Origin of the sequence: Myxococcus sp. SDU36, from assembly GCF_030168875.1 — a bacterium.
Taxonomy (GTDB): Bacteria; Myxococcota; Myxococcia; order Myxococcales; family Myxococcaceae; genus Myxococcus; species Myxococcus vastator.
Genome location: NZ_CP077414.1, coordinates 7,414,532 through 7,437,168 on the forward strand (window position 1 = coordinate 7,414,532; position 22,637 = coordinate 7,437,168).

The window sequence follows — 22,637 nt, forward strand, 5'->3', positions numbered from 1 at the left end:
GCCGCGTCAGGGCCGGGCTTCCCGGTGCGCCGTCGCGTTCAGCACGGGCAGCGAGACATGGAACGTGGAGCCCCGGCCCAGCTCGCTGTCCACCCAGATGTGACCGCCGTGCCGTTCAATGATGTCCCGGCAGATGTAGAGCCCCAGGCCCAGGCCCCCGAAGCCCGAAACGGGCGCGTTGCTCGCGCGGAAGAAGCGGCCGAAGAGGTGCGCCTGGTCCTCCTGGGAGATGCCGATGCCGCCGTCCGCCACGCTGAGCACGGCGTCGCCGTCCGCGCGAGACAAGGAGATGCGCACGGTACCGCCCAGCGGGCTGTACTTGACGGCGTTCTCCAGGAGGTTGGCCAGCACCTGCGACAGCCGGCCCCGGTCGCCCATGACGACGAGGTCCTCCTGGGGCAGCTCGCACGTACAGGTGTGCGCCGCGCTGAGGGCGCGGAACTCCGAGCACACCTCGCGCGCCAGTTCCAGGAGCGATACAGGCTCACGTTGCAGCTTCAGCCGGCCCGCCTCCACGCTGGTGGCGTCCACCAAATCATTGACCAGCGCGGACAGGCGGTGCACCTGCGCCATGGCCTTGTCCACGCGCTCCGGCGCGATGGGCTCCCTGGCTTCCATCGTCCGCTTCAGCAGCTGAAGGTGGAGGCGCAGCGGCGTGAGGGGTGTCTTGAGCTCGTGAGCGGCGATGGAGAGGAAGTCGTCGCGCACGCGGATGGCCTCGTGCGCCTCGTCCAGCAGCCGCTCCTGCATGCGCTGCGCGTGCACGCGGTCGGTGACATCGCGGAAGCTCCAGACGCGGCCGGTGATGAGCCCGCGCCGCCGCTGGGGCAGGGAGTAGCGCTCCAGGACACGGCCGTCGCGCAGCTCGACGATGTCGAAGCTCTCCTGGCTGGGTTGCTCGTACAGGGCCTGGACCCGCGAGAAGAAGGCGTCCGGGTCCTTCAGCTTCTCGCGCACGGCCGCGAGCAGCGCAGCGTCCTGGGCGCAGGCCGTCAACCCCGTCAGTCCCCAGAGCTGCTCGAACTGGCGGTTGCGGGCGGTGATGTGTCCGTCCTGGTCGACGACGAGCAGTCCGTCCGCCGTCGAGTCGAGCGTGGCCTCCAGCAGGGACACCGTCTGCTCCAGCCGCTCCTTGGCCTGCCGCTGCTCGGTGACGTCCACCATGAGGCCGTGAAGCCCGTAGGCACGGCCGTCCCTGAACAGCACGGTGACGAGGTCGCGCAGCCAGACGACGCGCCCGTCGGCGGCCAGCATCCGGTACTCGAGTTCGTGGGGCAGGCGCTGCTCCACCGCGGAGCGGCAGGAGGCAAAAGCCCAGTCCCGGTCGTCCGGATGCAGGTGCTCCACCCAGAAGTCAGGCTCCGTGAGCCACCGCTCCACCGGGTAGCCGAGCAGCCGCTCCGCCTGCTTGCTGACGAAGACGAAGTGGAGGGAGAGGTCCGCCTCCCAGACGATGCCGTCGACGTTGTCGACCCGCGCGTCATGTCCACCCCGGGCAGGCGGGCTGACGTCCCCGGCTGCGTCGAGGCCAGGCTCCCTCTCCGCCATGGCGCGTTTCCTCCCCTGGAGCGGGGGCTCTCCCGTGTCTCGGGCCCCCTTCAATCAATACACCCGGGGCGCCAGGCGCCACCGGCCCCGGGCGGCCGGGGGTGCACGTTTTGACATGCCAGCGGGGCGCCCGGCGCGCGAAGGTGGCGCCATGACCGGAAGGAAGCCATGGCGATGAAGGTGAAGCTGCGCGCCGCCTTCGAGGCGGAGCTGCGCGAGGCCCATGAAGCGGAGTCGCGTTCGGAGCAGGTGCGTGCCTGGCGGCACCTCGAGCGGGCTCACGTCCTCAGCCAGGCCCATGCGGGGCCTCACGTGCGCGTGCACTGGCGCATGCTGGGGTTCGGGTGGCGCAGGCGGAACGCCGCGGAGTGGGTGGGGCAGGTGGTGCGGTTGCTGGTCGCCGCGCCGGGCTCATGGCTGGGGCGGGCGCCGCTGGGAAACACCGGTGGCGCGAACGTGGGCATCCTCGCGCCCATGCCCATTCCCGACGACCTGCGCGCCCTGCTGGACGCCGACCGCTGAGGCGCTTCAGCCGTTCACGGCCCGCGTGGTTTCTTCGCACATTCCGGCGCGCGCGCTGGGGCGAATTACGGTATGGAACGGCATCATGTCCTCTTCCGAGCAACCCGCGCGGCAGGACGCACGCGTCTCCACTGGCGTGCCTGGGCTTGACGCCGTGCTGGGCGGCGGCCTCGTGTCGTCGGGTGTCTACATCGTCGTGGGGGAGCCGGGCGCGGGGAAGACCCTCTTCGCCAATCAGCTCTGTTATCACCAGGGGCGCGCTGGCGCCCGGTGCCTGTATGTCACGCTGCTGGCCGAGTCTCACGCTCGCATGCTGGCCAACATGCGGGACATGGCGTTCTTCGACTCGGCGCTGCTGCCCGAGGGCGTCTACTACGTCAGCGGCTTCCGCACCCTGGAGGAGCAGGGCCTGCCGGGGCTGCTGGAGCTCCTGCGGCGCGAGGTGCGCAACCACAACGCCAGCATGCTGGTGTTGGACGGGTTGGTGCAGGCGCAGGAAGCAGCCGGCAGCAGCCGCGACTTCAAGAAGTTCATCCACGAGCTGCAGGTCGTCGCGGGGCTGGCTCGCTTCACGGCGCTGCTGCTCACCAGCGCCAACGGGCCCGCCGTCCACCCGGAATACACCATGGTCGATGGCATCCTGGAGCTGCGCGAGCGCACCCAGGGCGTGCGTTCCTGGCGCGAGCTGCAGGTGCGCAAGTTCCGCGGGAGCGCCACGCTGCACGGCGTCCACGCCTTCCGCATCACCAGCAACGGCCTGGAGGTCTTCCCCCGGTTGGAGTCACGCGTCCAGCGCTCGCCGCCGCCCGACCCGGGCGCCCACCGTATCCACTTTGGCGTCCCGTCCTTGGACGCGCTCTTCCCAGAGGGCCTGGCGGCGGGGTCCACCTCCCTGGTGCTCGGTCCGCCCGGCGCGGGCAAGACGCTGCTGGGCAGCAGTCTGCTGGCGGAGGGGCTGAAGCAGGGGGAGTCCTGCCTCTACATGGGCTTCTACGAGCCGCCCAACCGGCTGTTGGGCAAGGTGGCAGCCGCGGGCATCGACCTGGGCGGCGCCATGGCGGACGGACGGCTCAACTTCATCTGGCAGCCGCCCTCCGAGTGCATTCTCGATGTGCTGGCGGACCAGCTCCTGTCGGACGTGCGGCGGCGCAACGTAAAGCGGGTGTTCGTGGACGGGCTCAGCGCCATGCAACAGGCCTCGCCCGAGCCCGCGCGCATCAACTCGTTCTTCGCGGCCCTCACCCAGGAGCTGCGCTGCACGGGGACCACCACCCTCTTCGGCATGGAGACGCCGCGGCTCTTCGGTCCGGTGCTGGACGTCCCGATGGAGGTCGGCCCTTCCGCTGTGGCGGAGAACCTCTTTTTCCTGAGACATGTCGAGCTTGAAGGCCGCCTGCGCAAGCTGCTGAGCATCTTCAAGATGCGTGACACCCACTATGACCCCACCCTGAGGGAGTTCGTCATCACGTCACAGGGAATCGAGGTGCTGCCCCCCTTCAGTACCGCTGTGGATACCTTGCTCACGGGACTTGCCCGGCACCCGGGCGCTGGCCATTTCTGAACGAACGTCTAGGAGTAGTACCACCCGTATGGAGACGGTCCTGGTGGTGGATGACGAGCAGGGCATCCTGGAAGCCCTGGCGGACCTCCTTCGAGAGGAGGGCTACCGCGTTCTGACGGCCTCTCACGGTCGTGAGGCGCTGGAGCGGATGGCGGAGCTCCGGCCGGATTTGGTCCTCACTGACTGGATGATGCCCGTGCTGGACGGACCGGCGCTCATCGAGCGCATCCGAGCCGAGCCGGCCTACAAGGATGTATCACTCATGGGGATGAGCGCGGTGGACGTGGCCGCGCTGCGGCACCTGTATCCCGGCATGCCGTTCCTCCAGAAGCCCTTCGACATCCATGCGTTGATGCGACAGGTCCGCAAGGCCCTGGACGGAAAGCAAGGCTGAGCCCCATGTTCTACCTGCTCAAGCTGGGCCCCGTGCCACTCAGCCAGGGCGACACGCAGGTGCAGGTGTATCTGCGTATCTCCGATTCCGGAGAGCCCTCCGCGCCCGTCTTCGAGTCGGATGACGGGGCCGGGCTGCGGGCCCTGCTGGAAGGGGTGGACGCGGCGGAGGTGCGCTGCGCGCCGGCGCTGGCCGAAGCGGGCGCGGAGCTGGGGCTCGCCGTGGCGGAGCCTTCACCGCAGGCGCTGTCCTCCTGCGCGGCCATCGCGACCTTCGTGGCCTGGGGGCAGCGAGGCTTGTCCGGGCTTGGCTCGGACAAGGCGCTGCTCTTCGTGCAGGCGTCGTCGGAGTACTGGGATGCGCGGCCCTGGACGCATTGGGATGACAGCCAGCCCTTCGAGGTGGCCGTCACCGGGCCGATGAACCACACCTTCGAGGGGTGTGTCTTCCATATGGGGGACGGGCGCGCGGGGTTGGCGCTGTACTTCAAGCCGGGCGCGCTGCAGGTGCTGATGGAGATGCAGGCGCGCGGCCAGGGTGACGCCGCCACCAGCCTCCCGGCGATTGCCGTCACGCTGGACACGTCTCCTGCGTATGCCGTGGACGCGCTCACCGCCGCGGGGCGCGCGCCGCGCCTGCCGTTGCCCCTGAAGACGGGGCCGGACGGTGTCAGCGTGCCGTCTGCGCTGGAGTCCCTGGTGCTGGTGGCCTCGTTGCGCGCCGTGGCCCGGCTGTCACCGGACCAGCGCGAGGTGCTCAGCAGCGTCGTGGCCGGGGACGAGCAGATGCAGGTGCGCGTCCGCGCGCCCGCGCCCCGCGTCCGGCACTGAGCCTGCCTGCTCCGTCCGCGAGCGCACCGGCTTTCACGCCCGGTGGCGCCACGCTCGGGCCAGTGTTGGCTGCCAGACGAAGTCTTCCGGGAGTGTCGCCTGCTGGCCAGCCGGGCGTCCCTGGGGGGCTGGTCCAAGTGTGCGAAAGCGCGAGAAAACACGCTCCAGCTGCGGGATTCCCGCAGGACGGCAGCCCGTGCTTCGCCGTTCCGGGACCGACCAGGAACTCACATGGCCACGAAGAAGGTTTCCTCCCGCCGCGCACCCGTCGCGGCTCCCCCTCCGCCGCGAATCCGGGAGGATGATTCGCAGTCGCTCGATTCGCGTCAGTTGCTGCGGGTCCTCACCGCCGTCCGCAAGGGCGACTTCTCCGTGCGCATGCCGGTGGACAAGGTGGGCAGCGCCGGCAAGGTGGCGGACACGCTGAACGAAATCATCGAGCTCAGCGAGCGCATGGCCCGTGAGTTCGAGCGCATTGGCAACGTGGTGGGCAAGGAAGGCCGCATCACCCAGCGCGGCAACGTGGTGGGCGCGCTGGGTTCGTGGGGTGACTGCGTCGAGTCGGTGAACACGCTGGTGGCCGACCTGGTGCAGCCGACGACGGAGATGGGCCGCGTCATCGGCGCGGTGGCCAAGGGCGACCTGTCCCAGACGATGGCCCTGGAAGTGGATGGCCGTCCCCTCCGGGGCGAGTTTCTCCGCACCGCCCGGCTGGTGAACGGGATGGTGGAGCAGCTCGGCGCCTTCGCTTCCGAGGTGACGCGCGTGGCCCGCGAGGTGGGCACCGACGGAAAGCTGGGCGGTCAGGCCGTGGTGAAGGGCGTGGCCGGCACCTGGAAGGACCTCACGGACAACGTGAACTCCATGGCGTCCAACCTCACCGCGCAGGTGCGCAGCATCGCCGAGGTGACGACGGCCGTGGCCAAGGGCGACCTGTCCAAGAAAATCACCGTGGATGTGCGCGGTGAAATCCTGGAGCTGAAGAACACCATCAACACGATGGTGGACCAGTTGTCGTCCTTCGCTTCCGAAGTGACGCGCGTGGCGCGTGAAGTGGGGACGGAAGGAAAGCTGGGCGGTCAGGCCGTGGTGAAGGGCGTCGGTGGAACGTGGAAGGACCTCACCGACAACGTGAACTCCATGGCCTCCAACCTGACGTCCCAGGTGCGGAACATCGCCGAGGTGACGACGGCCGTCGCGAAGGGTGACCTGTCGAAGAAGATTACGGTCGACGCCAAGGGCGAGGTGCTGGAGCTGAAGAACACCATCAACACGATGGTGGACCAGCTCAACTCGTTCGCCTCGGAGGTGACGCGCGTGGCGCGTGAAGTCGGCACCGAGGGCAAGCTGGGCGGCCAAGCCGAAGTGAAGGGCGTGGCCGGCACCTGGAAGGACCTCACGGACAACGTGAACTCCATGGCGTCCAACCTCACGTCCCAGGTGCGCAACATCGCGGAGGTCACCACCGCCGTGGCCAAGGGCGACCTGTCCAAGAAAATCACCGTGGATGTGCGCGGTGAAATCCTGGAGCTGAAGAACACCATCAACACGATGGTGGACCAGTTGTCGTCCTTCGCTTCCGAAGTGACGCGCGTGGCGCGTGAAGTGGGGACGGAAGGCAAGCTGGGCGGTCAGGCCGTGGTGAAGGGCGTCGGTGGAACGTGGAAGGACCTCACGGACAACGTGAACTCCATGGCGTCCAACCTGACGTCCCAGGTGCGCAACATCGCGGAGGTGACGACGGCCGTGGCGAACGGCGACCTGTCGAAGAAAATCACCGTGGACGTGCAGGGCGAAATCCTGGAGCTGAAGAACACCATCAACACGATGGTGGACCAGCTCAACTCGTTCGCCTCGGAAGTGACGCGCGTGGCGCGTGAAGTGGGGACGGAGGGAAAGCTCGGTGGTCAGGCCATCGTGCGCGGTGTCGGTGGAACGTGGAAGGACCTCACCGACAACGTGAACTCCATGGCGTCCAACCTGACGTCCCAGGTGCGAAACATCGCCGAGGTGACGATGGCGGTGGCGCGCGGTGACCTCTCCAAGAAAATCACCGTGGACGTGCGCGGCGAGATTCTGGAGCTGAAGAACACCATCAACACGATGGTGGACCAGCTTTCGTCCTTCGCTTCGGAAGTGACGCGCGTGGCGCGCGAGGTGGGCACGGAAGGAAAGCTGGGCGGTCAGGCCATCGTGCGCGGTGTCGGTGGAACGTGGAAGGACCTCACCGACAACGTGAACAGCATGGCGTCCAACCTCACGTCCCAGGTGCGCAACATCGCCGAGGTGACGACGGCCGTGGCCAACGGTGACCTCTCCAAGAAGATCACCGTCGATGTGCGCGGCGAAATCCTGGAGCTGAAGAACACCATCAACACGATGGTGGACCAGCTCAACTCGTTCGCCTCGGAAGTGACGCGCGTGGCGCGCGAGGTGGGCACGGAAGGCAAGCTGGGCGGTCAGGCCGTGGTGAAGGGGGTGGCCGGCACGTGGAAGGACCTCACGGACAACGTGAACTCCATGGCCTCCAACCTCACGTCGCAGGTGCGCAACATCGCCGAGGTGACGACGGCCGTCGCCAAGGGTGACCTGTCGAAGAAAATCACCGTGGACGTGCAGGGCGAAATCCTGGAGCTGAAGAACACCATCAACACGATGGTGGACCAGCTCAACTCGTTCGCCTCGGAAGTGACGCGTGTGGCGCGTGAAGTGGGGACGGAAGGCAAGCTGGGCGGACAGGCGGAAGTGAAGGGCGTGGCCGGCACCTGGAAGGACCTCACGGACAACGTGAACTCCATGGCGTCCAACCTCACCACGCAGGTGCGTGGCATCGCCAAGGTCGTGACGTCGGTGGCCAACGGCGACCTGAAGCGCAAGCTGGTGGTGGACGCGAAGGGGGAAATCGCGGAGCTGGCGGACACCATCAACGGCATGATTGACACCCTGGCGGTGTTCGCCGACCAGGTGACGACGGTGGCCCGCGAGGTGGGCATCGAAGGGAAGCTGGGCGGTCAGGCCCGCGTGCCCGGTACGGCGGGCATCTGGCGTGACCTCACGGACAACGTGAACCAGCTGGCCGCCAACCTCACCACGCAGGTGCGCGCCATCGCCGAGGTGGCCACCGCCGTGACGAAGGGGGACCTCACGCGGTTCATCACCGTGTCCGCGCAGGGCGAAGTGGCCGCCCTGAAGGACAACATCAACGAGATGATCCGCAACCTGAAGGACACCACGCGGAAGAACACGGAGCAGGACTGGCTCAAGACGAACCTGGCCAAGTTCACCCGCGTCCTCCAGGGGCAGCGGGACCTGCTCACGGTGTCCAAGGTCATCCTGTCGGAGCTGGCGCCGCTGGTGGATGCCCAGCACGGCGTCTTCTACATCTCCGAGCGCGTGGACGGCGGCGACCAGATGCTCAAGCTGCTGTCGTCCTACGCGTACCGTCAGCGCAAGGGGCTGGCCAACACCTTCAAGTACGGCGAAGGGCTGGTGGGCCAGTGCGCCCTGGAGAAGGAGCCCATCCTCCTGTCGGACGTGCCGGACAGCTACATCCGCATCGCGTCTGGACTGGGCGAGGAGGTGCCGCGCAACATCGTGGTGCTGCCGGTGCTCTTCGAAGGGGAGGTCAAGGCCGTCATCGAGCTGGCCTCCTTCCACGCCTTCAGCGAGGTCCACATGGGCTTCCTGGAGCAGCTCACGGAGTCCATCGGCATCGTGCTCAACACGATTGCCGCCAACATGCGCACGGAGGCGCTGCTGAAGCAGTCGCAGGCGCTGACGGACGAGCTCCGCAAGCAGCAGGAGGAGCTGACGGAGACGAACAAGCGCCTTGAGCAGCAGGCCACCTCGCTGCAGCAGTCGGAGGAGCTGCTCAAGCGCCAGCAGGAGGAGCTGCGCAGCACCAACGAGGAGCTCCAGGAGAAGGCGAAGCTGCTCTCCGAGCAGAAGACGGAGGTGGAGCGCAAGAATGGCGAGGTGGAGCAGGCCAAGCTCGCCCTGGAGGAGAAGGCCGAACAGCTCAGCCTCACGTCCAAGTACAAGTCCGAGTTCCTGGCCAACATGAGCCACGAGCTGCGCACGCCGCTCAACTCGCTGCTCATCCTCAGCCAGACGCTCAGCGACAACGTGGACGGCAACCTCACGTCGCGGCAGGTGGAGTTCGCCAAGACGATTCACGCGTCCGGCGCGGACCTGCTGGAGCTCATCAACGACATCCTCGACCTGTCGAAGATTGAATCCGGCACCATGGCCGTGGACGTGGGGCCGCTGCGCTTCGGCGACCTGCGCGAGTTCGTGGACCGCACCTTCCGGCAGGTGGCGGACAAGAAGAGCCTGGAGTTCCACATCGGCCTGGCGGACTCGCTGCCCGGCGCGCTGGAGACGGACGCGAAGCGCCTGCAGCAGGTGCTCAAGAACCTGCTGTCCAACGCCTTCAAGTTCACCGAGTCCGGCTCGGTGTCGCTGGAGATTGGCCTGGCGAAGAGCGGCTGGTCTCCGGACCACGCCATGTTGTCCTCCGCGCCCTCGGTGGTGGCCTTCACCGTGGTGGACACGGGCATCGGCATCCCGAAGGACAAGCATCAAATCATCTTCGAGGCCTTCCAGCAGGCGGACGGCTCCACCGCCCGCAAGTACGGGGGCACCGGCCTGGGCCTGTCCATCAGCCGTGAAATCGCGCGGCTGCTCGGCGGCGAAATCCGGCTGGAGAGCGACGTGGGCAAGGGCAGCGCCTTCACCCTCTACGTGCCGTTGGCCTTCATGGCGGAGCGCTCGCCGGAGGAGCCCGCGCGCTGGGACTACCACCCGCTGGCCACCGCGGTGCTCCCCGCGCCCGTCGCGGAGCCGGCCATCGAGGCCTCGGTGTCCGCGCTGAGCCGGATGGACATTGATGATGACCGGGGCTCCATCCAGCCCGGAGACCAGGTGCTGCTGGCCGTGACGCGCCTGGCGGACCATGCCGCGCGCCTGCGCGCCGCGGCGCAGGGCACGGGCTTCAAGGTGCTGGTGTCCACGGAGGTGGAGGGCGCGCTGGACGCCGTCCGCAACACGCGGCCGGTGGCCGTGGCGGTGGACCTGGACCTGCCGGAGATGGCGGGCTGGGTGGTGCTGGACCGGCTGAAGCACGACGCGTCCACGCGCGCGCTGCCGGTGTACACGGTGTCGGTGGAGGACCACCGCGAGCGCTCGCTCAACCTGGGGGCCCTGGGCCACCTGCGGGCCGCGGCGGACCCGGAGGCGGCGGTGGCCGCGCTGGAGTCCCTCAGGCGCTTCGTGGAGCGCAAGGGCCGCGGGCTGCTCGTGGTGGAGGACGACCCCGTCCACCGCCAGACGCTGACGGAGCTGTTGGGCAGCGATGACGTGCAGACGGTGGCGGTGGGCACCGCGACGGAGGCCCTGGCCGCGCTGGCCGAGCGCCGCTTCGACTGCATGGTGTTGGACCTGGGCCTGCCGGACATGCCCGGCACGGAGCTCATCCGCCGCATCCATGAGGCGCACGGCGCGGGCGGGCCGCCCCTCATCGTCTATACGGGTCGCGAGCTGACGCGCGCCCACGAGACGGAGCTGCGGCGGGTGGCCGAGGCCATCGTGGTGAAGGACGCGCAGAGCCCGGAGCGGCTGTTGGAGGAGACGAGCCTGTTCCTCCACCGGGCTCCGTCGGAGCTGACCGAGCCCAAGCGCCGCATGCTGGAGAAGGCGCGCGAGAAGGACCCCTTGCTGGTGAACCGCAAGGTGCTGGTGGTGGACGATGACGTGCGCAACATCTTCGCCCTCAACACCGTGCTGGAGCGCTACGGCATGAAGGTGGCTTTCGCGGAGAGCGCGCGCGAGGGCCTGGACCAGTTGGAGCAGGACGCCGACATCGAGCTGGTGCTGATGGACGTGATGATGCCGGAGATGGACGGCTACCAGGCCATGCGCGCCATCCGCCGCATGGAGCGCTTCGTCCACCTGCCGATACTCGCCCTCACCGCCAAGGCCATGAAGGGTGACCGGGAGAAGTGCCTGGAGGCCGGCGCGTCCGACTACATCACCAAGCCGGTGGACATCGAGAAGCTGCTCAGCCTGCTGCGCGTGTGGCTGCACGCGCCGCGGGGCATGCCGCCGCGCGGTCCGCGCACGGAGGTCTCCGGATGACGGGGCCCGGCGCGCGCGGCGAGGTGCTGGAGGCGGACCTGCTGCTGGAGGCGGGCGGGAAGGGCGCGCTCTGCGACTCCTGCACGCGCGATGGCAACTGGGCGCTGCTCCAGCCCCGGCTGCGCGACCGCGTCTTCTTCACCCAGCACAGCCTGGCCACGGACGGCTCGTTCAACGAGTTCCACGTCATCGTGTGCCGCGACACGCTGCTGACCTTCAACCGCGCGCTGCACGACCACATCGCTGGAGGACCGCGGTCGCATCTTCAGGAGGGTGACATGAGTCCCTTGGGCCTGCTGGTGGTGGGGCCGCCGCGCTGCGCGGCGGCGGACGTGGAGTCGGTGCTGGCGCCGCCGCCGCCGCACCTGCCCGTGCCGTTGGCGCTGCACCGGGGCGCCCTGGACGCGCTCCTCGAATCCGCGGCGGACAGCCATGGCCCCCGCGCCGCGGGGCTGCGCTTCGCGGGGCACGAGGATGGGGTGGCGGGCTTGCAGGTGCTCCAGGCGAGCGGCGCCCGGGTGGCCGTGGTGAGCGCGCTCCAGACGGGCGGAGAGGGCGAGGAGGGTGAGATGGAGCAGCTGACGTTGGGTTCCGTGGGAGGGTGGCTCGCGCGGCTGGCCTATGTGCCGCGTTCGAAGGTGCTGCCTTGAGCGGCGCGCCCACGCGCGAGCGCCTGCCCGCGATTCCGTCGGAGCCCGTCCGCCTGCTGCTGGTGGATGACCAGCCGGAGAACCTGCTGGCGCTGGAGGCGACCCTGGCGCCCCTGGGGCAGCGGCTGGTCACCGCGAGCAGCGGCCGAGAGGCGCTGCGCCACCTGCTGGTGCAAGACTTCGCCGTCATCCTCCTGGACGTCGTCATGCCGGACATGGACGGCTTCGAGACGGCCCAGCTCATCCGCGAGCGCGAGCGCAGCCGTGGCACGCCTCTCATCTTCCTCACCGGGCTGTCGCGTGGGCCGCATCCGGAGCTGCGCGGCTACGCCATGGGCGCGGTGGACTACCTGCTCAAGCCCTTCGAGCCGGCCATCCTGCGCTCCAAGGTCAGCGTCTTCGTGGAGCTGTACCGCAAGACGGAGCTGGTGCGGCGGCAGGCGGAGGCGCTGCGCGAGGCCCAGCAGCGCGAGCACGCGCGTGAGCTGTTGGAGGCGCAGCGGCGTGTGGAGGCCGAGCGGCTTCGTTCAGAAACCAACCGGAACCAGCAGCGCTGGCTGGAGGCGGTGATGTCCGCGCTCCCCATGCCGTTGGCGTTGGTGGAGCCGGGAAGCGGCCACACCCTGCTGGCCAACCGGGCGGCGCAGGGGCTGGCGGGGGGCTGTCTGGCCTACCGCGAGGCGCGCGCGCTGCATGCGGACGCACGCTTCCGCGGCGCGGATGGCCGGCTGCTCGCGGACGACGCGCTGCCCCTGAGGCGCGCCGCGCGCGGCGAGGTGTTCCAGGCGTACCCCGTGGAGTGGGACGTCGGTGGGCAGCACGGTTCAGTGCTCGCCTCCAGTGAGCGACTGCCCCGCATGCACGGGCGTCCCGAGACGATGGTGCTCGGCCTCCTGGACGTGACGGCGCTGCGAGCCGTCGCTCGGCATGACTGGCTTCCCCTGCCGCTGACGGAGCACATCGCTACACTGGAGGCACAGGGGGAGGACACAGGCCCGCTCACCCGGCTCATCGAGGTGCTGCGGAACCTGCCGGGCTTGAGCACCGGGAGCCCCAGCCAGGAGCACGAGGAGGGCTCCTTGCCAGCGGAGGAGAGCGGCCAGGCGGGCAACCCCCCACGGTCCATGCGCTGAACATCGCTGGGTGAGAAATGGTTGACGCGCAGAATAACATGGGCAAGGTGGCCGTGTGAGTGACGCCGGAATCCCACAGCGGGTCCAGCGCTTCATCTCGACGCACATCGACTCCCTGGAGAAGCTGGAGGTGCTCCTCCTGCTTCGTGTGCGCGCGGACAGGGAGTGGACGGCATCGGCGGTGAGTCTGGAACTGCGCATTACAGATGTCTCCGCCGCCTCCAGGCTGGAGGACCTGACGAACCGACGGATGTTGGTGAGCGATGGTGCCTCACCGCCGTCGTATCGTTACAGTCCCGAGTCGCCGGAGGACGTGCAGGCGGTGACGGAGCTGGCGGCGGTGTATGGCGTGAAGCGCGTCAGCGTCATCACCTTCATCTTCTCGCGGCCGTTGGACAAGGTGCGGGGCTTTGCCGAGGCATTCATCCTGAAGAAGGACAGGGACGGCCATGGCTGAAGCAGTCTACCTCTTGTGTGCATTGACGAGCGTGGCGTGCGCGGTGCTGCTGCTTCGCGCCTACAAGCGCACGGGCATGCGCCTGCTCTTGTGGAGCGGGCTGTGCTTCGTGGGCTTGGTGGTCAGCAATGCGCTCCTCTTCGTGGACCTGGTGCTGCTGCCCACCACCATCGACCTGTTCATGCCGCGCACCATCGCCACGCTGTCCAGTGCCTCCGTCCTGCTCTACGGCCTCATCTGGGACGCGTCCTGAGGTGCCATGATGCTCAAGCCCATGCTCAACGGTGCGGTGGCGATGGCGTGGCTGGCGAGCGCGCTGTTCTTCCTGCGCTTCTGGCTCCAGTCGAAGGACCGGCTCTTCGCCTGCTTCGCGCTGGCCTTCACGATGCTGGCGGGCAACGCGGTGGTGGCGGCGCTGTTGGACACGGATGACGAGCGGCGCTACTTCATCTACGTGGCGCGGCTCTTCGCCTTCCTGCTCATCCTCTACGCCATCTGGGACAAGAACCGCGCGAACCGCGGCGGCTCCAGCTAGGGCCGCGCCGGTGTCCGGCAGGTCGCCTGGCTGACAGTTGTCTCGTACCTGTGTCCGAGCACCGTTGTCGCAGGCGCGGGGGCGTCATTATCTCGGATACCCATGTCGCGCCGCCCTTCTTCATCCTCGCGGCCCGCGTCCGTGGACGAGCGCGAACCGGAGCGGCCCGTCTCCAGGGAGCCGGAGGACGTCCGCTTGCGTGGCAGTGACGAGGCGGAGGAGCGCCTCGCGTTCCTGGCCAGCGCGGGCGAGCTGCTGTCGTCATCCCTGGACTCGGGCACGGTGCTCCAGCGGCTGGCCGAGCTGGCCGTGCCGCTGCTGGCGGACTGGTGCGCGGTGGACGTGCTCACGGCGGATGGGCGGGTGGAGCGGGTGGCCGCGGCGCACCGCCGAACGGAGCAGGTGCCGCTGGTGCATGAGCTGGCGCGCCTCCAGCCCCTGGACCTGACGGCCGAAGGCGGCATCCCGGAGGTGCTGCGCACCGGCAAGGTCGCCCTCCTTCCCGAGGTCCTGGACGCGCTGCTGCCGGGCGTGGTGCGCACGGAGGCGCAGCTGGAGGTGGCACAGCGCCTGGGCATCCGGGCGGGCCTCATCGTGCCGCTGCTGGCGCGGGGCCGCGTGCTGGGAGCGCTGTCGCTGGTCCGGGGCGACGCGGACGGCGTGCCCGGCGCGTCCGACCTGACGCTGGCGTTGGAGCTGGCCCGGCGCGCCAGCCTGTCCCTGGACAACGCGCTGCTGTACGCGGAGGCGCGAGGCGCGCAGCAGCGCACCGAGCGGCTCCAGGCCATCACCGCGGCCTTGTCCCGCGCGGCCACCGCCGAGGACGTGGCGGAAGCGCTGATGCGCGAGGAGCTGCGGCCCACGGGGCCGGCGCGCGGCGCGGTGCTCGGCCGGCTGGAGGATGGCTGCCTGCACGTGCTGGGCTCCTTCGGCTCCGCGCCGTCGGTGCTGGAGGCCCTGCGGGGGCAGTGGGCGGACCCGGTGCCCGGCGTGGACCGGGCGCTGGAGCAGCTGGAGCCGCAGTGGTTCTCCAGCCACGAGGCGGCGGTGCGCGCCGTGCCCGAGTGGGCGCGGGACCTCGTCCAGGGCGTGGGGAGCGGGGCGTGGGCGGTGCTGCCCTTGAAGGTGGAGCACCGCCTCCGGGGCTTCCTGCTGTTCGCGTGGGACGGGCCGCGGGTGTTCCTCCCGGAGGAGCGCGGCTTCCTGTCCTCGCTGGCGCAGCAGTGCGCGCAGGCGCTGGAGCGCGCGGCGCTGTACGAGGCGCTGCGCGAGCGCGGCGGCAAGCTGCACCTGGCGCTGGAGGCCGGCAAGGACGCCGAGGCGCGGCTCTTCTTCCTGCTGGAGGCGAGCCGCGCGCTGGCCGAGCACCTGGACGACGTGGAGTGGACGCTGGAACACCTGGCGCGGGTGGTCGCGCGAAACGTGGCCTCGTTCTGCCTGGTGGAGCTGGCGGGGGCGGACGGCGTGCCGCGCGGCGTGGCCGCGGCCCACCGGGAGCCGGAGCGGGACGTGTCGGCGCTGGCCTCGCTGCTTCCGGCGCGCGAGTGCTTCCTGTCGGGAGAGACGCGCTTCTTGCCCGAGGTGGGGCCGGAGCTGCGCGAGCGCATCTTCCAGGGGCCCGAGCACCGCGCGTTGCTGGCGGCGCTGAGCCCGCACTCGCTGCTGTCGGTGGCGGTGCGCACGCGGGGGCGCACGCTGGGCGTCATCACGCTGGGCGCCGCGGCCCCCTGCCGCCGGCTGGTCACCGCCGACGTGGCCATGGCGGAGGAGCTGGCGCGGCGCGTGGCGGTGGCGCTGGAGAACGCGTCGCTGTACCGGGACGCGCAGGCCGCGGTGCGCCTGCGCGACGAGTTCCTCTCCGTGGCCAGCCATGAGCTGAAGACGCCCCTCACCAGCCTGAAGCTCCAGCACGGCCTCATCGACCGCGCCGCCAGCGGGGACCTCGGGGAGAAGGTGCGGCCCCGGCTGGCCACGGCCGTGCGGCAGGTGCAGCGGCTGAGCGCGCTGGTGGACAGCCTGCTGGACGTCAGCCGGATTTCGCTGGGGCGGCTGATGCTGGAGCCGTCCGACGTGGACCTGGGCCAGGCGGTGCGCGACGCGGTGGAGCGCATGGAGGAGGTGTTCACCCAGGCGGGCTGTCCGGTGCGGGTGGAGGTGCCGGGCCCGCTGCCGGGGAAGTGGGATTCGATGCGGCTGGACCAGGTGCTGGTGAACCTGCTCACCAACGCCGCCAAGTACGGCGCGGGCCGGCCCGTCCTGGTGGAGGCGGCCTTCGAGGGTGAGGAGATGGTGCGGGTGTCGGTGCGTGACGAGGGCATCGGCATCGCCGCGGAGGACCTGCCGCGCCTGTTCGGCCGCTTCGAGCGCGCGGTGTCCGACCGGCACTATGGCGGCCTGGGACTGGGGCTCTACATCAGCCGGCAAATCGTGGACGCCATGGGCGGCCGCATCGAGGTGGAGAGCCGGCCCGGGCAGGGCTCCATCTTCACCGTGCGCCTGCCCCGGTCCACGGCACAATGCGCGCCATGGTGATTGCGGGAAGGGCCGGTGTGCCCAAGGTGCTGTCGGTGGCGAAGCTGCGGAAGGAGTACGGCGACAAGGCCGCGGTGGAGGGGGTCTCCTTCGAGGTGGGGCGCGGAGAGATTGTCGGGCTGCTGGGCCCCAACGGCGCGGGGAAGACGACGACCATCAACATGGTGCTCGGCGTGCTGGAGCCCACGTCCGGCTCCATCCACATCCAGGACCTGGACCTGGCGGCGCAGCGCTCCGCCGCGCTGGCGCTGACGAACTTCGCCGCCGTCTACTCGCCGCTGCCCGGCAACCTCACCGTCTACCAGAACCTGCGCGTCTTCGGCCTCATCTACGGGGTGAAGTCCCTGGGGGCGCGCATCGCGGAGCTGCTGGAGCAGTTCGACCTGGTGAAGTACCGCGAAGTGAAGTGCGGCGTGCTGTCCTCCGGAGAGCAGACCCGCGTGGCGCTGGCGAAGGCGATGCTCAACCGGCCGCACCTGCTGCTCCTGGACGAGCCCACCGCGTCGCTGGACCCCGCGACGGCCCGGGACATCCGCGCCCGGATTCGCGAGTTCGCCGCGCGGGACACCGGCGGCGTGCTGTGGACGTCCCACAACATGTACGAGGTGGAGGAGGTCTGCGACCGGGTGCTGTTCCTGGCGCGTGGCCGGGTGCTGCTGGAAGGCAACCCGCGGACGCTGCCCGGCGAGCACGGCCAGGCCTCGTTGGAAGAGCTCTTCATCACCGTGGCGCGCGAGCCGCTCGCGCTGGAGCGGAGCTGACCATGCACCCGCACCGGGCCGCCGCCGTCGCGCTTCGCCACTACTACCTCCTGCGAGGGAGCCTGGCGCGCTTCCTGCCACTCTTCGCGTGGGTGGCCATTGACATGGTGCTGTGGGGCTTCATGAGCCGCTACCTCAACACCGTCACCTCGCGGGAATACAACTTCGTCCCGGTGCTGCTGGGCGCCGTCCTCCTGTGGGACTTCTTCATCCGCGTCATGCAGGGCGTGACGATGGTGTTCTTCGAGGACGTGTGGTCGCGCAACTTCCTCAACATGTTCGCGTCCCCGCTCACCATCTCCGAATACCTGGGCGGGCTGGTGCTCTCCAGCGTCGCCACCAGCACCCTGGGCTTGTTGGTGATGCTGGTGCTGGCCAGCACCGTCTTCGGCCTGTCCTTCGCCGCGTACGGCGCGCTCTTCGTGCCCTTCCTGCTGGTGCTGTTCCTGTTCGGCATCGCGCTGGGTATCTTCGGCTGCGCGCTGGTGCTGCGTCTGGGCCCGGCGTCGGAGTGGTTCGTCTGGCCCATCCCCGCGCTGCTGTCGCCCTTCGCCGGCGTCTTCTACCCGCTGTCCACGCTGCCCGCGTGGATGCAGGCCGGGTCCCGGTTGCTGCCGCCTTCGTACGTGTTCGAGGGCATGCGCACGCTCGCGGCGGGAGGCTCGTTCCAGGTGTCCACGTTGCTGTGGGGGGCTGGCCTCGCCGTGGTGGAAATCCTGCTCGCGTGCGCCTTCTTCACGCGGGTCCACCGGCAGGCCGTGCGGAGCGGACTCATCGCGCGATACAGCGCTGAAAGCGTGAGCTGAGACAGGACGTTTTCAGTCGTGCTGTCGACACAGTGGGGGCGTGCGCGAACGCGTGGCCGGTGGGGCCGCGGGCGAGTCTATTCCCCGTGGTGGCTGTATCCGCGGGGGGCCGAGTCCTGGACGAACCGCGCTTGTGACTCCAGATGCCGCGCCCCCGCCCGCGGCCTGGTGTCGACATGTGCAAGGCCGCGGTTGAGGTCGTCGTGGAGGAGGCCCGGCGTGGGTGACAGCAATCGCACACCCATACCTGGAGCATACCGATGCGAAGCCTCAATCCTGTTTTCTCGTCCGCGGTGGTGATGGCCCTGTGCTCACTGCTCGCGGGCGGTTGTGGCGGCTCACCGTCGGACGGTGAGTCCCCGGACATGCACGCCCCTCAGAGCGGCGGTCTGGGCGGCAAGGCCGGCGATGAGCCCACGTACCCTGGTGATGATGGTGATGATGACGCCACGCCGGGCAAGGTCACTATCTGCCACATTCCTCCGGGCAACCCCGCCAACGCGCACACCCTCTCGGTGTCCACGGCGGCCTGGCCGGCGCATGCGCGGCACGGAGACACGTTGGGGCCCTGTGACGCGGGCACGGGCGGCGAGGAGCCGGACGCGGGCACGGGCGAGGAGCCCGATGCGGGCGGCGGGGAGGAGCCGGACGCGGGCACGGGCGGCGAGGATCCGGACGCGGGCGCTCCGGTGTGCGCGCCCATTGGCGAGGCCTGTGGTGAGTCCGCCGCCTGCTGCTTCGGGCTGACGTGCGGTGAAGACAACACCTGCGATCCCATCATCGGCTGAGGTGGATGGAAGCACCTCCCCGTCCGCATCCGGGCGGGGAGGCTCGCCGCGCTCGTCTCATGGGCGCGGAGGCGCGTTGAGCGCAGCACACTTGCCGGGGCTCCAGACGGTGGCGCGACGTGCGCCATGGGGGCCTCGCGCGGCGTGCGTGCTCCGCCCGACAGAGCGGTCGTTGTGCGTTCGACGCACGTCCCGAAGTGCGTCGCGAAACACGCCGTGACGGCATTAGGGTTTCCGCTCACCGTCGCAGCTTCCGAAACCATTTCGCGCTGGCTCGTGCGTGGGCCCACTGGCTGCTGGCCGGAGCGGGGCGCCTGTCGCGCGAAGGATGTTGGCATCATGTCCCGGTTGGACGTCACCACCGCCGTTCCCGTATTCACACGGCCGTTCCGGTCCACAGGTAGGGGTGTGCCCGCGAGCGAGGCCCCGCCCTTGTCCTCGGCGGCGTCGCTGGTGGGACAGCAGGTGGGCCACTTCCGGCTGCTGCGTGAGCTGGGCCGGGGGCGCCTGGGCATCGTGTTGCTCGCGGAGCACGCGCTCATCCAGAAGCGCGTGGCCATCCAGGTGCTCCACGCGCACGTGACGCAGGACCCGGCGCGAGTGGCCCGCTTCCTCCAGGCGGCGCGCACGCTGACGCTCCTCCAGGACGCGCACATCGTCTCGCTCTACGATTTGGGCATGCGCGACGGGCGGCCCTACCTCGTCATGGAGTACCTGGAGGGACAGCGCCTGGCCGCCTTCGCGAAGGGGCCGCTGGCACCCGCGCTGGTGGTGGACCTGCTCACCCAGGTGTGTGACGCCCTGGGCGCCGCGCATGCGCACGGCATCGCCCACGGCAGCCTCAACCCCACCAGCATCTTCCTCGTCCCCGACGCGAAGGGCCGCCAGCACGTGAAGCTGCTGGACTTCGGCATCGCCGGGTTGCTCCCTCCCTCCGAGAGTGCCGTCGACCTGCCGGTGGCCGCGGACCTCTTCGCCGTGGGGGTGCTGGGCGCGCTGCTCGTCACGGGCCGGTTGTCCTCGCGCGGGCACGCGGCGGAGGAGCCGCTTCATGGCCACGCCGGGGAGGTGCCGCCGCTGCCGTCGGAGCTCCCCTCGGCGCTGTCGCGCGTGCTGCTCAGGGCCATGGCGCGCCGCCCGGTGGACCGTTATGCCAGCGCCGCCGAGCTGCGCGACGCCCTGCACGCGTCGGTGGCGCTCGACGGAGGCGCGGCACCTCCGGAGTCCCTGGGCCTGGAGCGGCTTCCGGGCTGGTACGCGCTCCGGGGCCCGCCGGGGGCCGCGCCCGCCTCCAGGTAGGGCGGCCTGGCTGACTTCGCGAGGCGTCATGCCTTGCGTCTTGCGGGGCCCTCCTCGTTAATCCACTCCGGTTCCCATGGCCTCAGACTCCGACGACACGCTTCCTCCCCAGGGCCGCTTCAACCGCCTGCGCAAGCTGGCGGGCCTCTCCATGCAGGTAGGCACGGATGTGCTCAAGAGCGGCGCGAAGCGCCTGTCCGGGAGCACGTCCGACCTGCTCAGCAAGGAGGCCGCGGAGAAGCTGGTCTCCACCCTGGGTGAGCTCAAGGGGGCCGCCATGAAGATGGGGCAGGCCATCTCCATGGACCCGGACCTGCTCACCCCCGAGGTGCGGCAGGTGCTGGCGCGGCTGCAGAACCAGGCGCCTTCCATGTCCTACGCGCAGGTGTCGCGCGTCGTTCAGGAGGAGCTGGGCGCGCCGCCCGAGTCGCTCTTCCGCGAGTTCAGCGAGGCGCCGCTCGCGGCCGCGTCGCTGGGGCAGGTGCACCGCGCGGTGCTGGAGGACGGCCGGGCGGTGGCGGTGAAGGTGCAATACCCCGGCATCGACGTGTCCCTGGCCCACGACATGGCGAACCTGGGCATCGTGGCGAAGACGGCGTCCACGGTGCTGCGCGTGTCCGACGCCGGTGCCTACTTCAAGGAGTTCCGCGACGAGCTGCTGCTGGAGCTGGACTACCTCCGCGAGGCCGAGCTGGCCCAGGGCTTCGCGCGCAGCGTGGCGAAGCTGCCGGAGCTGTGCGTGCCCGCCGTCGTCTCCAGCCACAGCGCGAAGCGGGTGCTGACGCTGGAGCTGCTGGAGGGGCTCACCCTCAAGGACTGGCTGCCGACGAACCCCTCTAACGAGGAGCGCTTCCGCGTGGCGCGCCAGCTCATCCTCGCCACCTACGGGCCCTTCTTCGGCGCGGGCGAAATCCACGCGGACCCGCACCCGGGCAACTTCATGGTGATGCCGGACGGGCGGCTGGGCCTGCTGGACTTCGGCTCCATCAAACGCTTCTCCCCGCGCTTCGTGGACGTCAACCAGCGCATGCTCCGGCAGACGGTGCGCATGGAGTCGTTGGACATCCTGGGCCTGAGCCGGGAGGTGGGCTTCACGGTGGAGCTGCCGGACGAGGAGGCCGAGGGCCTCATCGCGGAGGTGCTGCGCATCGCCGGGCGGCCCATGCACCAGCCGGACTACGACTACGCCGTGTGCGAAATCAACCGCGACATGCGCCACCACTTCTCGCGCAACGCGCCGCGCTTCCTCAAAATCAGGCCGCCGCCGGAGGCCATCATGTTCTTCCGCTCCACCGGAGGGCTGGCGCAGAACCTGAAGCTCATTGGCGCGCGCGGTGACTTCCGCGCCGTCTTCCTGGAAGTGACGGACCTGCCCGCGTGAGGCCGGCGCCGCGCGCTACCGGGCGGCCGGCACGGACTCCGGGGCCGCGGGCTTGAGGTGGAGCGCTTCCAGCCGCTGGGCCAGCTCCTCGCCCTGCACGCTCTTGCAGATGTAGCCGTCCGCGCCCGACGCGCGCGCCAGGGCGCGCAGCTGGGCTTCGTCCGACGCGGAGTAGAGGATGAACTTCGTGCCCTTGGGCGCCTGTCCGCGCGCGAGCGTGAGCACCTTGTCACCGCTGAGCGCGGGGATGTTCACGTCCAGCAGCACCAGGTCCGGCAGGGTGGTGCGCACCAGGTTGGACACGCCCAGGGAGGAGCGGTGGGTGCGGACGTCGAAGCCGAAGGTGGAGAGGGTGCGCTCCGCGAGGGAGAGCTGGTCCTGGTCATCGTCCACGATGAGGACGCGGATTTTCGTCTCCGGCATGGCTTTCCCCCTTCAGCGTGCGGATGGCACTGCGGGCACTTCCTGACGGGGTGAGTATCCTCCAGTCGTCATTCCCTGTCGCCCCCCACCTGAGGGAATCCCCTTAGCGGGGTTGAATCGCGGGGAATGAATGGAGAGGTGGAAGGGCCATGGAATCAGAACGCATCCGGGTAGCCATCCTGGAGGACCAGCAGGTCTTCCGTGAGGCCCTGGTGTCTGTGCTGGAGGGCGCGGGCATGGACGTGGTGGCGGGCTTCGCGGAGCCCGCGCCGTTCTTCGCGCGCGTGCGCGAGACGCTGCCCCATGTCGCGCTGGTGGACCTGCGCCTGGAGCTGCCGGAGTGGGAAGCGCCCACCAGCGGGATGTCGGCGCTGCGGTGCCTGCATGACTTCTTCCCGGCGGTGAAGCCGCTGGTGCTGTCGGGCCACCGTGAGGCGGAGATGGTGGAGCAATGCCTCCAGGCGGGCGCGGCCGGCTACCTGTGGAAGCAGAACGTGGGCTGCGCGGAGGTGGTGGAGGCGGTGGAGCGGGTGGTGCGTGGGGAGCGGCTGCTGCCCGCCGGGCTGTCGTGGCCCCTGTCGGAGTCGCCCCCGCAGGGGGAGCTGGGCCGGCTGACGCCGCGTGAGCGCGAGGTGCTGGGCTACATCGCCGCGGGCGCGGACAACCTGCGCATCGCCGCGTGCCTGGGCATCACCGAGCGCACGGTGAAGGCGCACATCACCAGCATCTACAAGAAGGTGGGCTCGGAGAGCCGCACGCAGCTGGCGGTCCTCGGGTGCCAGTTGGGTGTGCAGCGCCCGGCAAGTCTCTGAGCCCGGAGGGCCTGGGCGTCAGACCGCTGGCCACTGGGAGTGCGCCACGGTTGGTGGCACCGTGGAGGTG

19 protein-coding genes are annotated in these 22,637 nt (G+C 69.6%); 17 read left to right on the plus strand and 2 right to left on the minus strand.

What is annotated here, in order from left to right:
- Positions 1 to 6: 6 nt before the first annotated feature.
- On the minus strand, positions 7 to 1,548 hold the full coding sequence (locus tag KGD87_RS30280) for a PAS domain-containing sensor histidine kinase (protein WP_284664423.1): 1,542 nt from the start codon (positions 1,546 to 1,548) through the stop codon (positions 7 to 9).
- Between the two features lie 168 nt (positions 1,549 to 1,716).
- Here KGD87_RS30280 and KGD87_RS30285 point away from each other — a divergent pair, with 168 nt between their 5' ends.
- The 16 genes from KGD87_RS30285 to KGD87_RS30360 all read left to right on the plus strand — a co-directional run bounded on the left by KGD87_RS30285 (position 1,717) and on the right by KGD87_RS30360 (position 21,332).
- A complete protein-coding gene (locus KGD87_RS30285) occupies positions 1,717 to 2,070 on the plus strand; it encodes a DUF3703 domain-containing protein (protein ID WP_284664424.1) in 354 nt (117 codons plus the stop codon).
- A gap of 85 nt (positions 2,071 to 2,155) precedes the next feature.
- Positions 2,156 to 3,631, plus strand: a complete 1,476-nt coding sequence (locus KGD87_RS30290) for a DUF7125 family protein (RefSeq protein WP_284664425.1) — start codon at positions 2,156 to 2,158, stop codon at positions 3,629 to 3,631.
- A gap of 28 nt (positions 3,632 to 3,659) precedes the next feature.
- Positions 3,660 to 4,025, plus strand: coding sequence for a response regulator (locus tag KGD87_RS30295; RefSeq protein ID WP_163778453.1), 366 nt, complete (start codon positions 3,660 to 3,662; stop codon positions 4,023 to 4,025).
- Between the two features lie 5 nt (positions 4,026 to 4,030).
- Positions 4,031 to 4,855 carry a hypothetical protein gene (locus KGD87_RS30300; protein ID WP_284664426.1) on the plus strand — a complete coding sequence of 275 codons (825 nt, stop codon included), beginning with the start codon at positions 4,031 to 4,033 and terminating at the stop codon, positions 4,853 to 4,855.
- Positions 4,856 to 5,086: 231 nt separating this feature from the next.
- Entirely contained in the window at positions 5,087 to 10,990 is a 5,904-nt protein-coding gene (locus KGD87_RS30305) for a HAMP domain-containing protein (RefSeq protein WP_284664427.1), read from the plus strand.
- Positions 10,987 to 11,640 carry a protein-glutamate O-methyltransferase CheR gene (locus KGD87_RS30310; protein ID WP_284664428.1) on the plus strand — a complete coding sequence of 218 codons (654 nt, stop codon included), beginning with the start codon at positions 10,987 to 10,989 and terminating at the stop codon, positions 11,638 to 11,640. Before KGD87_RS30305 ends, KGD87_RS30310 begins: the two co-directional genes overlap by 4 nt.
- The gene (locus KGD87_RS30315) at positions 11,637 to 12,773 is read left to right on the plus strand and encodes a response regulator (RefSeq protein ID WP_284664429.1); all 1,137 of its coding nucleotides are present in this window, start codon (positions 11,637 to 11,639) and stop codon (positions 12,771 to 12,773) included. The genes KGD87_RS30310 and KGD87_RS30315 overlap by 4 nt, the downstream gene beginning before the upstream one ends.
- 55 nt (positions 12,774 to 12,828) lie before the next feature.
- Positions 12,829 to 13,230 carry a hypothetical protein gene (locus KGD87_RS30320; RefSeq protein ID WP_284664430.1) on the plus strand — a complete coding sequence of 134 codons (402 nt, stop codon included), beginning with the start codon at positions 12,829 to 12,831 and terminating at the stop codon, positions 13,228 to 13,230.
- Positions 13,223 to 13,483: a DUF5985 family protein gene (locus KGD87_RS30325; protein WP_284664431.1), complete on the plus strand. Its 261-nt coding sequence runs from the start codon at positions 13,223 to 13,225 to the stop codon at positions 13,481 to 13,483. Before KGD87_RS30320 ends, KGD87_RS30325 begins: the two co-directional genes overlap by 8 nt.
- Before the next feature lie 6 nt (positions 13,484 to 13,489).
- Positions 13,490 to 13,765, plus strand: a complete 276-nt coding sequence (locus KGD87_RS30330) for a DUF5985 family protein (RefSeq protein WP_284664432.1) — start codon at positions 13,490 to 13,492, stop codon at positions 13,763 to 13,765.
- 102 nt (positions 13,766 to 13,867) lie between these two features.
- Entirely contained in the window at positions 13,868 to 16,297 is a 2,430-nt protein-coding gene (locus tag KGD87_RS30335; protein ID WP_284664433.1) for a sensor histidine kinase, read from the plus strand.
- A complete protein-coding gene (locus KGD87_RS30340; protein ID WP_284664434.1) occupies positions 16,282 to 17,058 on the plus strand; it encodes an ABC transporter ATP-binding protein in 777 nt (258 codons plus the stop codon). Before KGD87_RS30335 ends, KGD87_RS30340 begins: the two co-directional genes overlap by 16 nt.
- A gap of 2 nt (positions 17,059 to 17,060) precedes the next feature.
- Complete coding sequence (locus tag KGD87_RS30345) at positions 17,061 to 17,864, plus strand: ABC transporter permease (protein ID WP_284664435.1); 804 nt, start codon at positions 17,061 to 17,063, stop codon at positions 17,862 to 17,864.
- 260 nt (positions 17,865 to 18,124) lie between these two features.
- On the plus strand, positions 18,125 to 18,652 hold the full coding sequence (locus tag KGD87_RS30350) for a hypothetical protein (protein ID WP_284664436.1): 528 nt from the start codon (positions 18,125 to 18,127) through the stop codon (positions 18,650 to 18,652).
- A gap of 408 nt (positions 18,653 to 19,060) precedes the next feature.
- Positions 19,061 to 19,951 carry a serine/threonine-protein kinase gene (locus tag KGD87_RS30355; protein WP_284664437.1) on the plus strand — a complete coding sequence of 297 codons (891 nt, stop codon included), beginning with the start codon at positions 19,061 to 19,063 and terminating at the stop codon, positions 19,949 to 19,951.
- A 76-nt stretch (positions 19,952 to 20,027) separates the two neighbouring features.
- Complete coding sequence (locus tag KGD87_RS30360; RefSeq protein ID WP_284664438.1) at positions 20,028 to 21,332, plus strand: ABC1 kinase family protein; 1,305 nt, start codon at positions 20,028 to 20,030, stop codon at positions 21,330 to 21,332.
- Positions 21,333 to 21,347: 15 nt separating this feature from the next.
- Here the strand turns inward: KGD87_RS30360 and KGD87_RS30365 are convergent, their stop codons facing one another.
- A complete protein-coding gene (locus tag KGD87_RS30365) occupies positions 21,348 to 21,755 on the minus strand; it encodes a response regulator (protein WP_284664439.1) in 408 nt (135 codons plus the stop codon).
- 149 nt (positions 21,756 to 21,904) lie between these two features.
- Between KGD87_RS30365 and KGD87_RS30370 the strand changes: the two genes are divergently transcribed.
- Positions 21,905 to 22,567: a response regulator transcription factor gene (locus tag KGD87_RS30370; protein WP_284664440.1), complete on the plus strand. Its 663-nt coding sequence runs from the start codon at positions 21,905 to 21,907 to the stop codon at positions 22,565 to 22,567.
- Positions 22,568 to 22,637: the final 70 nt, after the last annotated feature.

What these genes read in the sequence shown, in the direction of transcription:
- KGD87_RS30305 (WP_284664427.1), top strand. Translation starts at nt 5,087, where the DNA reads ATGGCCACGAAGAAGGTTTCCTCCCGCCGCGCACCCGTCGCGGCTCCC.
- KGD87_RS30350 (WP_284664436.1), top strand. Translation starts at nt 18,125, where the DNA reads ATGCGAAGCCTCAATCCTGTTTTCTCGTCCGCGGTGGTGATGGCCCTG.
- KGD87_RS30295 (WP_163778453.1), top strand. Translation starts at nt 3,660, where the DNA reads ATGGAGACGGTCCTGGTGGTGGATGACGAGCAGGGCATCCTGGAAGCC.
- KGD87_RS30325 (WP_284664431.1), top strand. Translation starts at nt 13,223, where the DNA reads ATGGCTGAAGCAGTCTACCTCTTGTGTGCATTGACGAGCGTGGCGTGC.
- KGD87_RS30370 (WP_284664440.1), top strand. Translation starts at nt 21,905, where the DNA reads ATGGAATCAGAACGCATCCGGGTAGCCATCCTGGAGGACCAGCAGGTC.
- KGD87_RS30280 (WP_284664423.1), bottom strand. Translation starts at nt 1,548, where the DNA reads ATGGCGGAGAGGGAGCCTGGCCTCGACGCAGCCGGGGACGTCAGCCCG.
- KGD87_RS30345 (WP_284664435.1), top strand. Translation starts at nt 17,061, where the DNA reads ATGCACCCGCACCGGGCCGCCGCCGTCGCGCTTCGCCACTACTACCTC.
- KGD87_RS30330 (WP_284664432.1), top strand. Translation starts at nt 13,490, where the DNA reads ATGATGCTCAAGCCCATGCTCAACGGTGCGGTGGCGATGGCGTGGCTG.
- KGD87_RS30300 (WP_284664426.1), top strand. Translation starts at nt 4,031, where the DNA reads ATGTTCTACCTGCTCAAGCTGGGCCCCGTGCCACTCAGCCAGGGCGAC.
- KGD87_RS30310 (WP_284664428.1), top strand. Translation starts at nt 10,987, where the DNA reads ATGACGGGGCCCGGCGCGCGCGGCGAGGTGCTGGAGGCGGACCTGCTG.
- KGD87_RS30365 (WP_284664439.1), bottom strand. Translation starts at nt 21,755, where the DNA reads ATGCCGGAGACGAAAATCCGCGTCCTCATCGTGGACGATGACCAGGAC.
- KGD87_RS30335 (WP_284664433.1), top strand. Translation starts at nt 13,868, where the DNA reads ATGTCGCGCCGCCCTTCTTCATCCTCGCGGCCCGCGTCCGTGGACGAG.
- KGD87_RS30340 (WP_284664434.1), top strand. Translation starts at nt 16,282, where the DNA reads ATGCGCGCCATGGTGATTGCGGGAAGGGCCGGTGTGCCCAAGGTGCTG.
- KGD87_RS30285 (WP_284664424.1), top strand. Translation starts at nt 1,717, where the DNA reads ATGGCGATGAAGGTGAAGCTGCGCGCCGCCTTCGAGGCGGAGCTGCGC.
- KGD87_RS30360 (WP_284664438.1), top strand. Translation starts at nt 20,028, where the DNA reads ATGGCCTCAGACTCCGACGACACGCTTCCTCCCCAGGGCCGCTTCAAC.
- KGD87_RS30290 (WP_284664425.1), top strand. Translation starts at nt 2,156, where the DNA reads ATGTCCTCTTCCGAGCAACCCGCGCGGCAGGACGCACGCGTCTCCACT.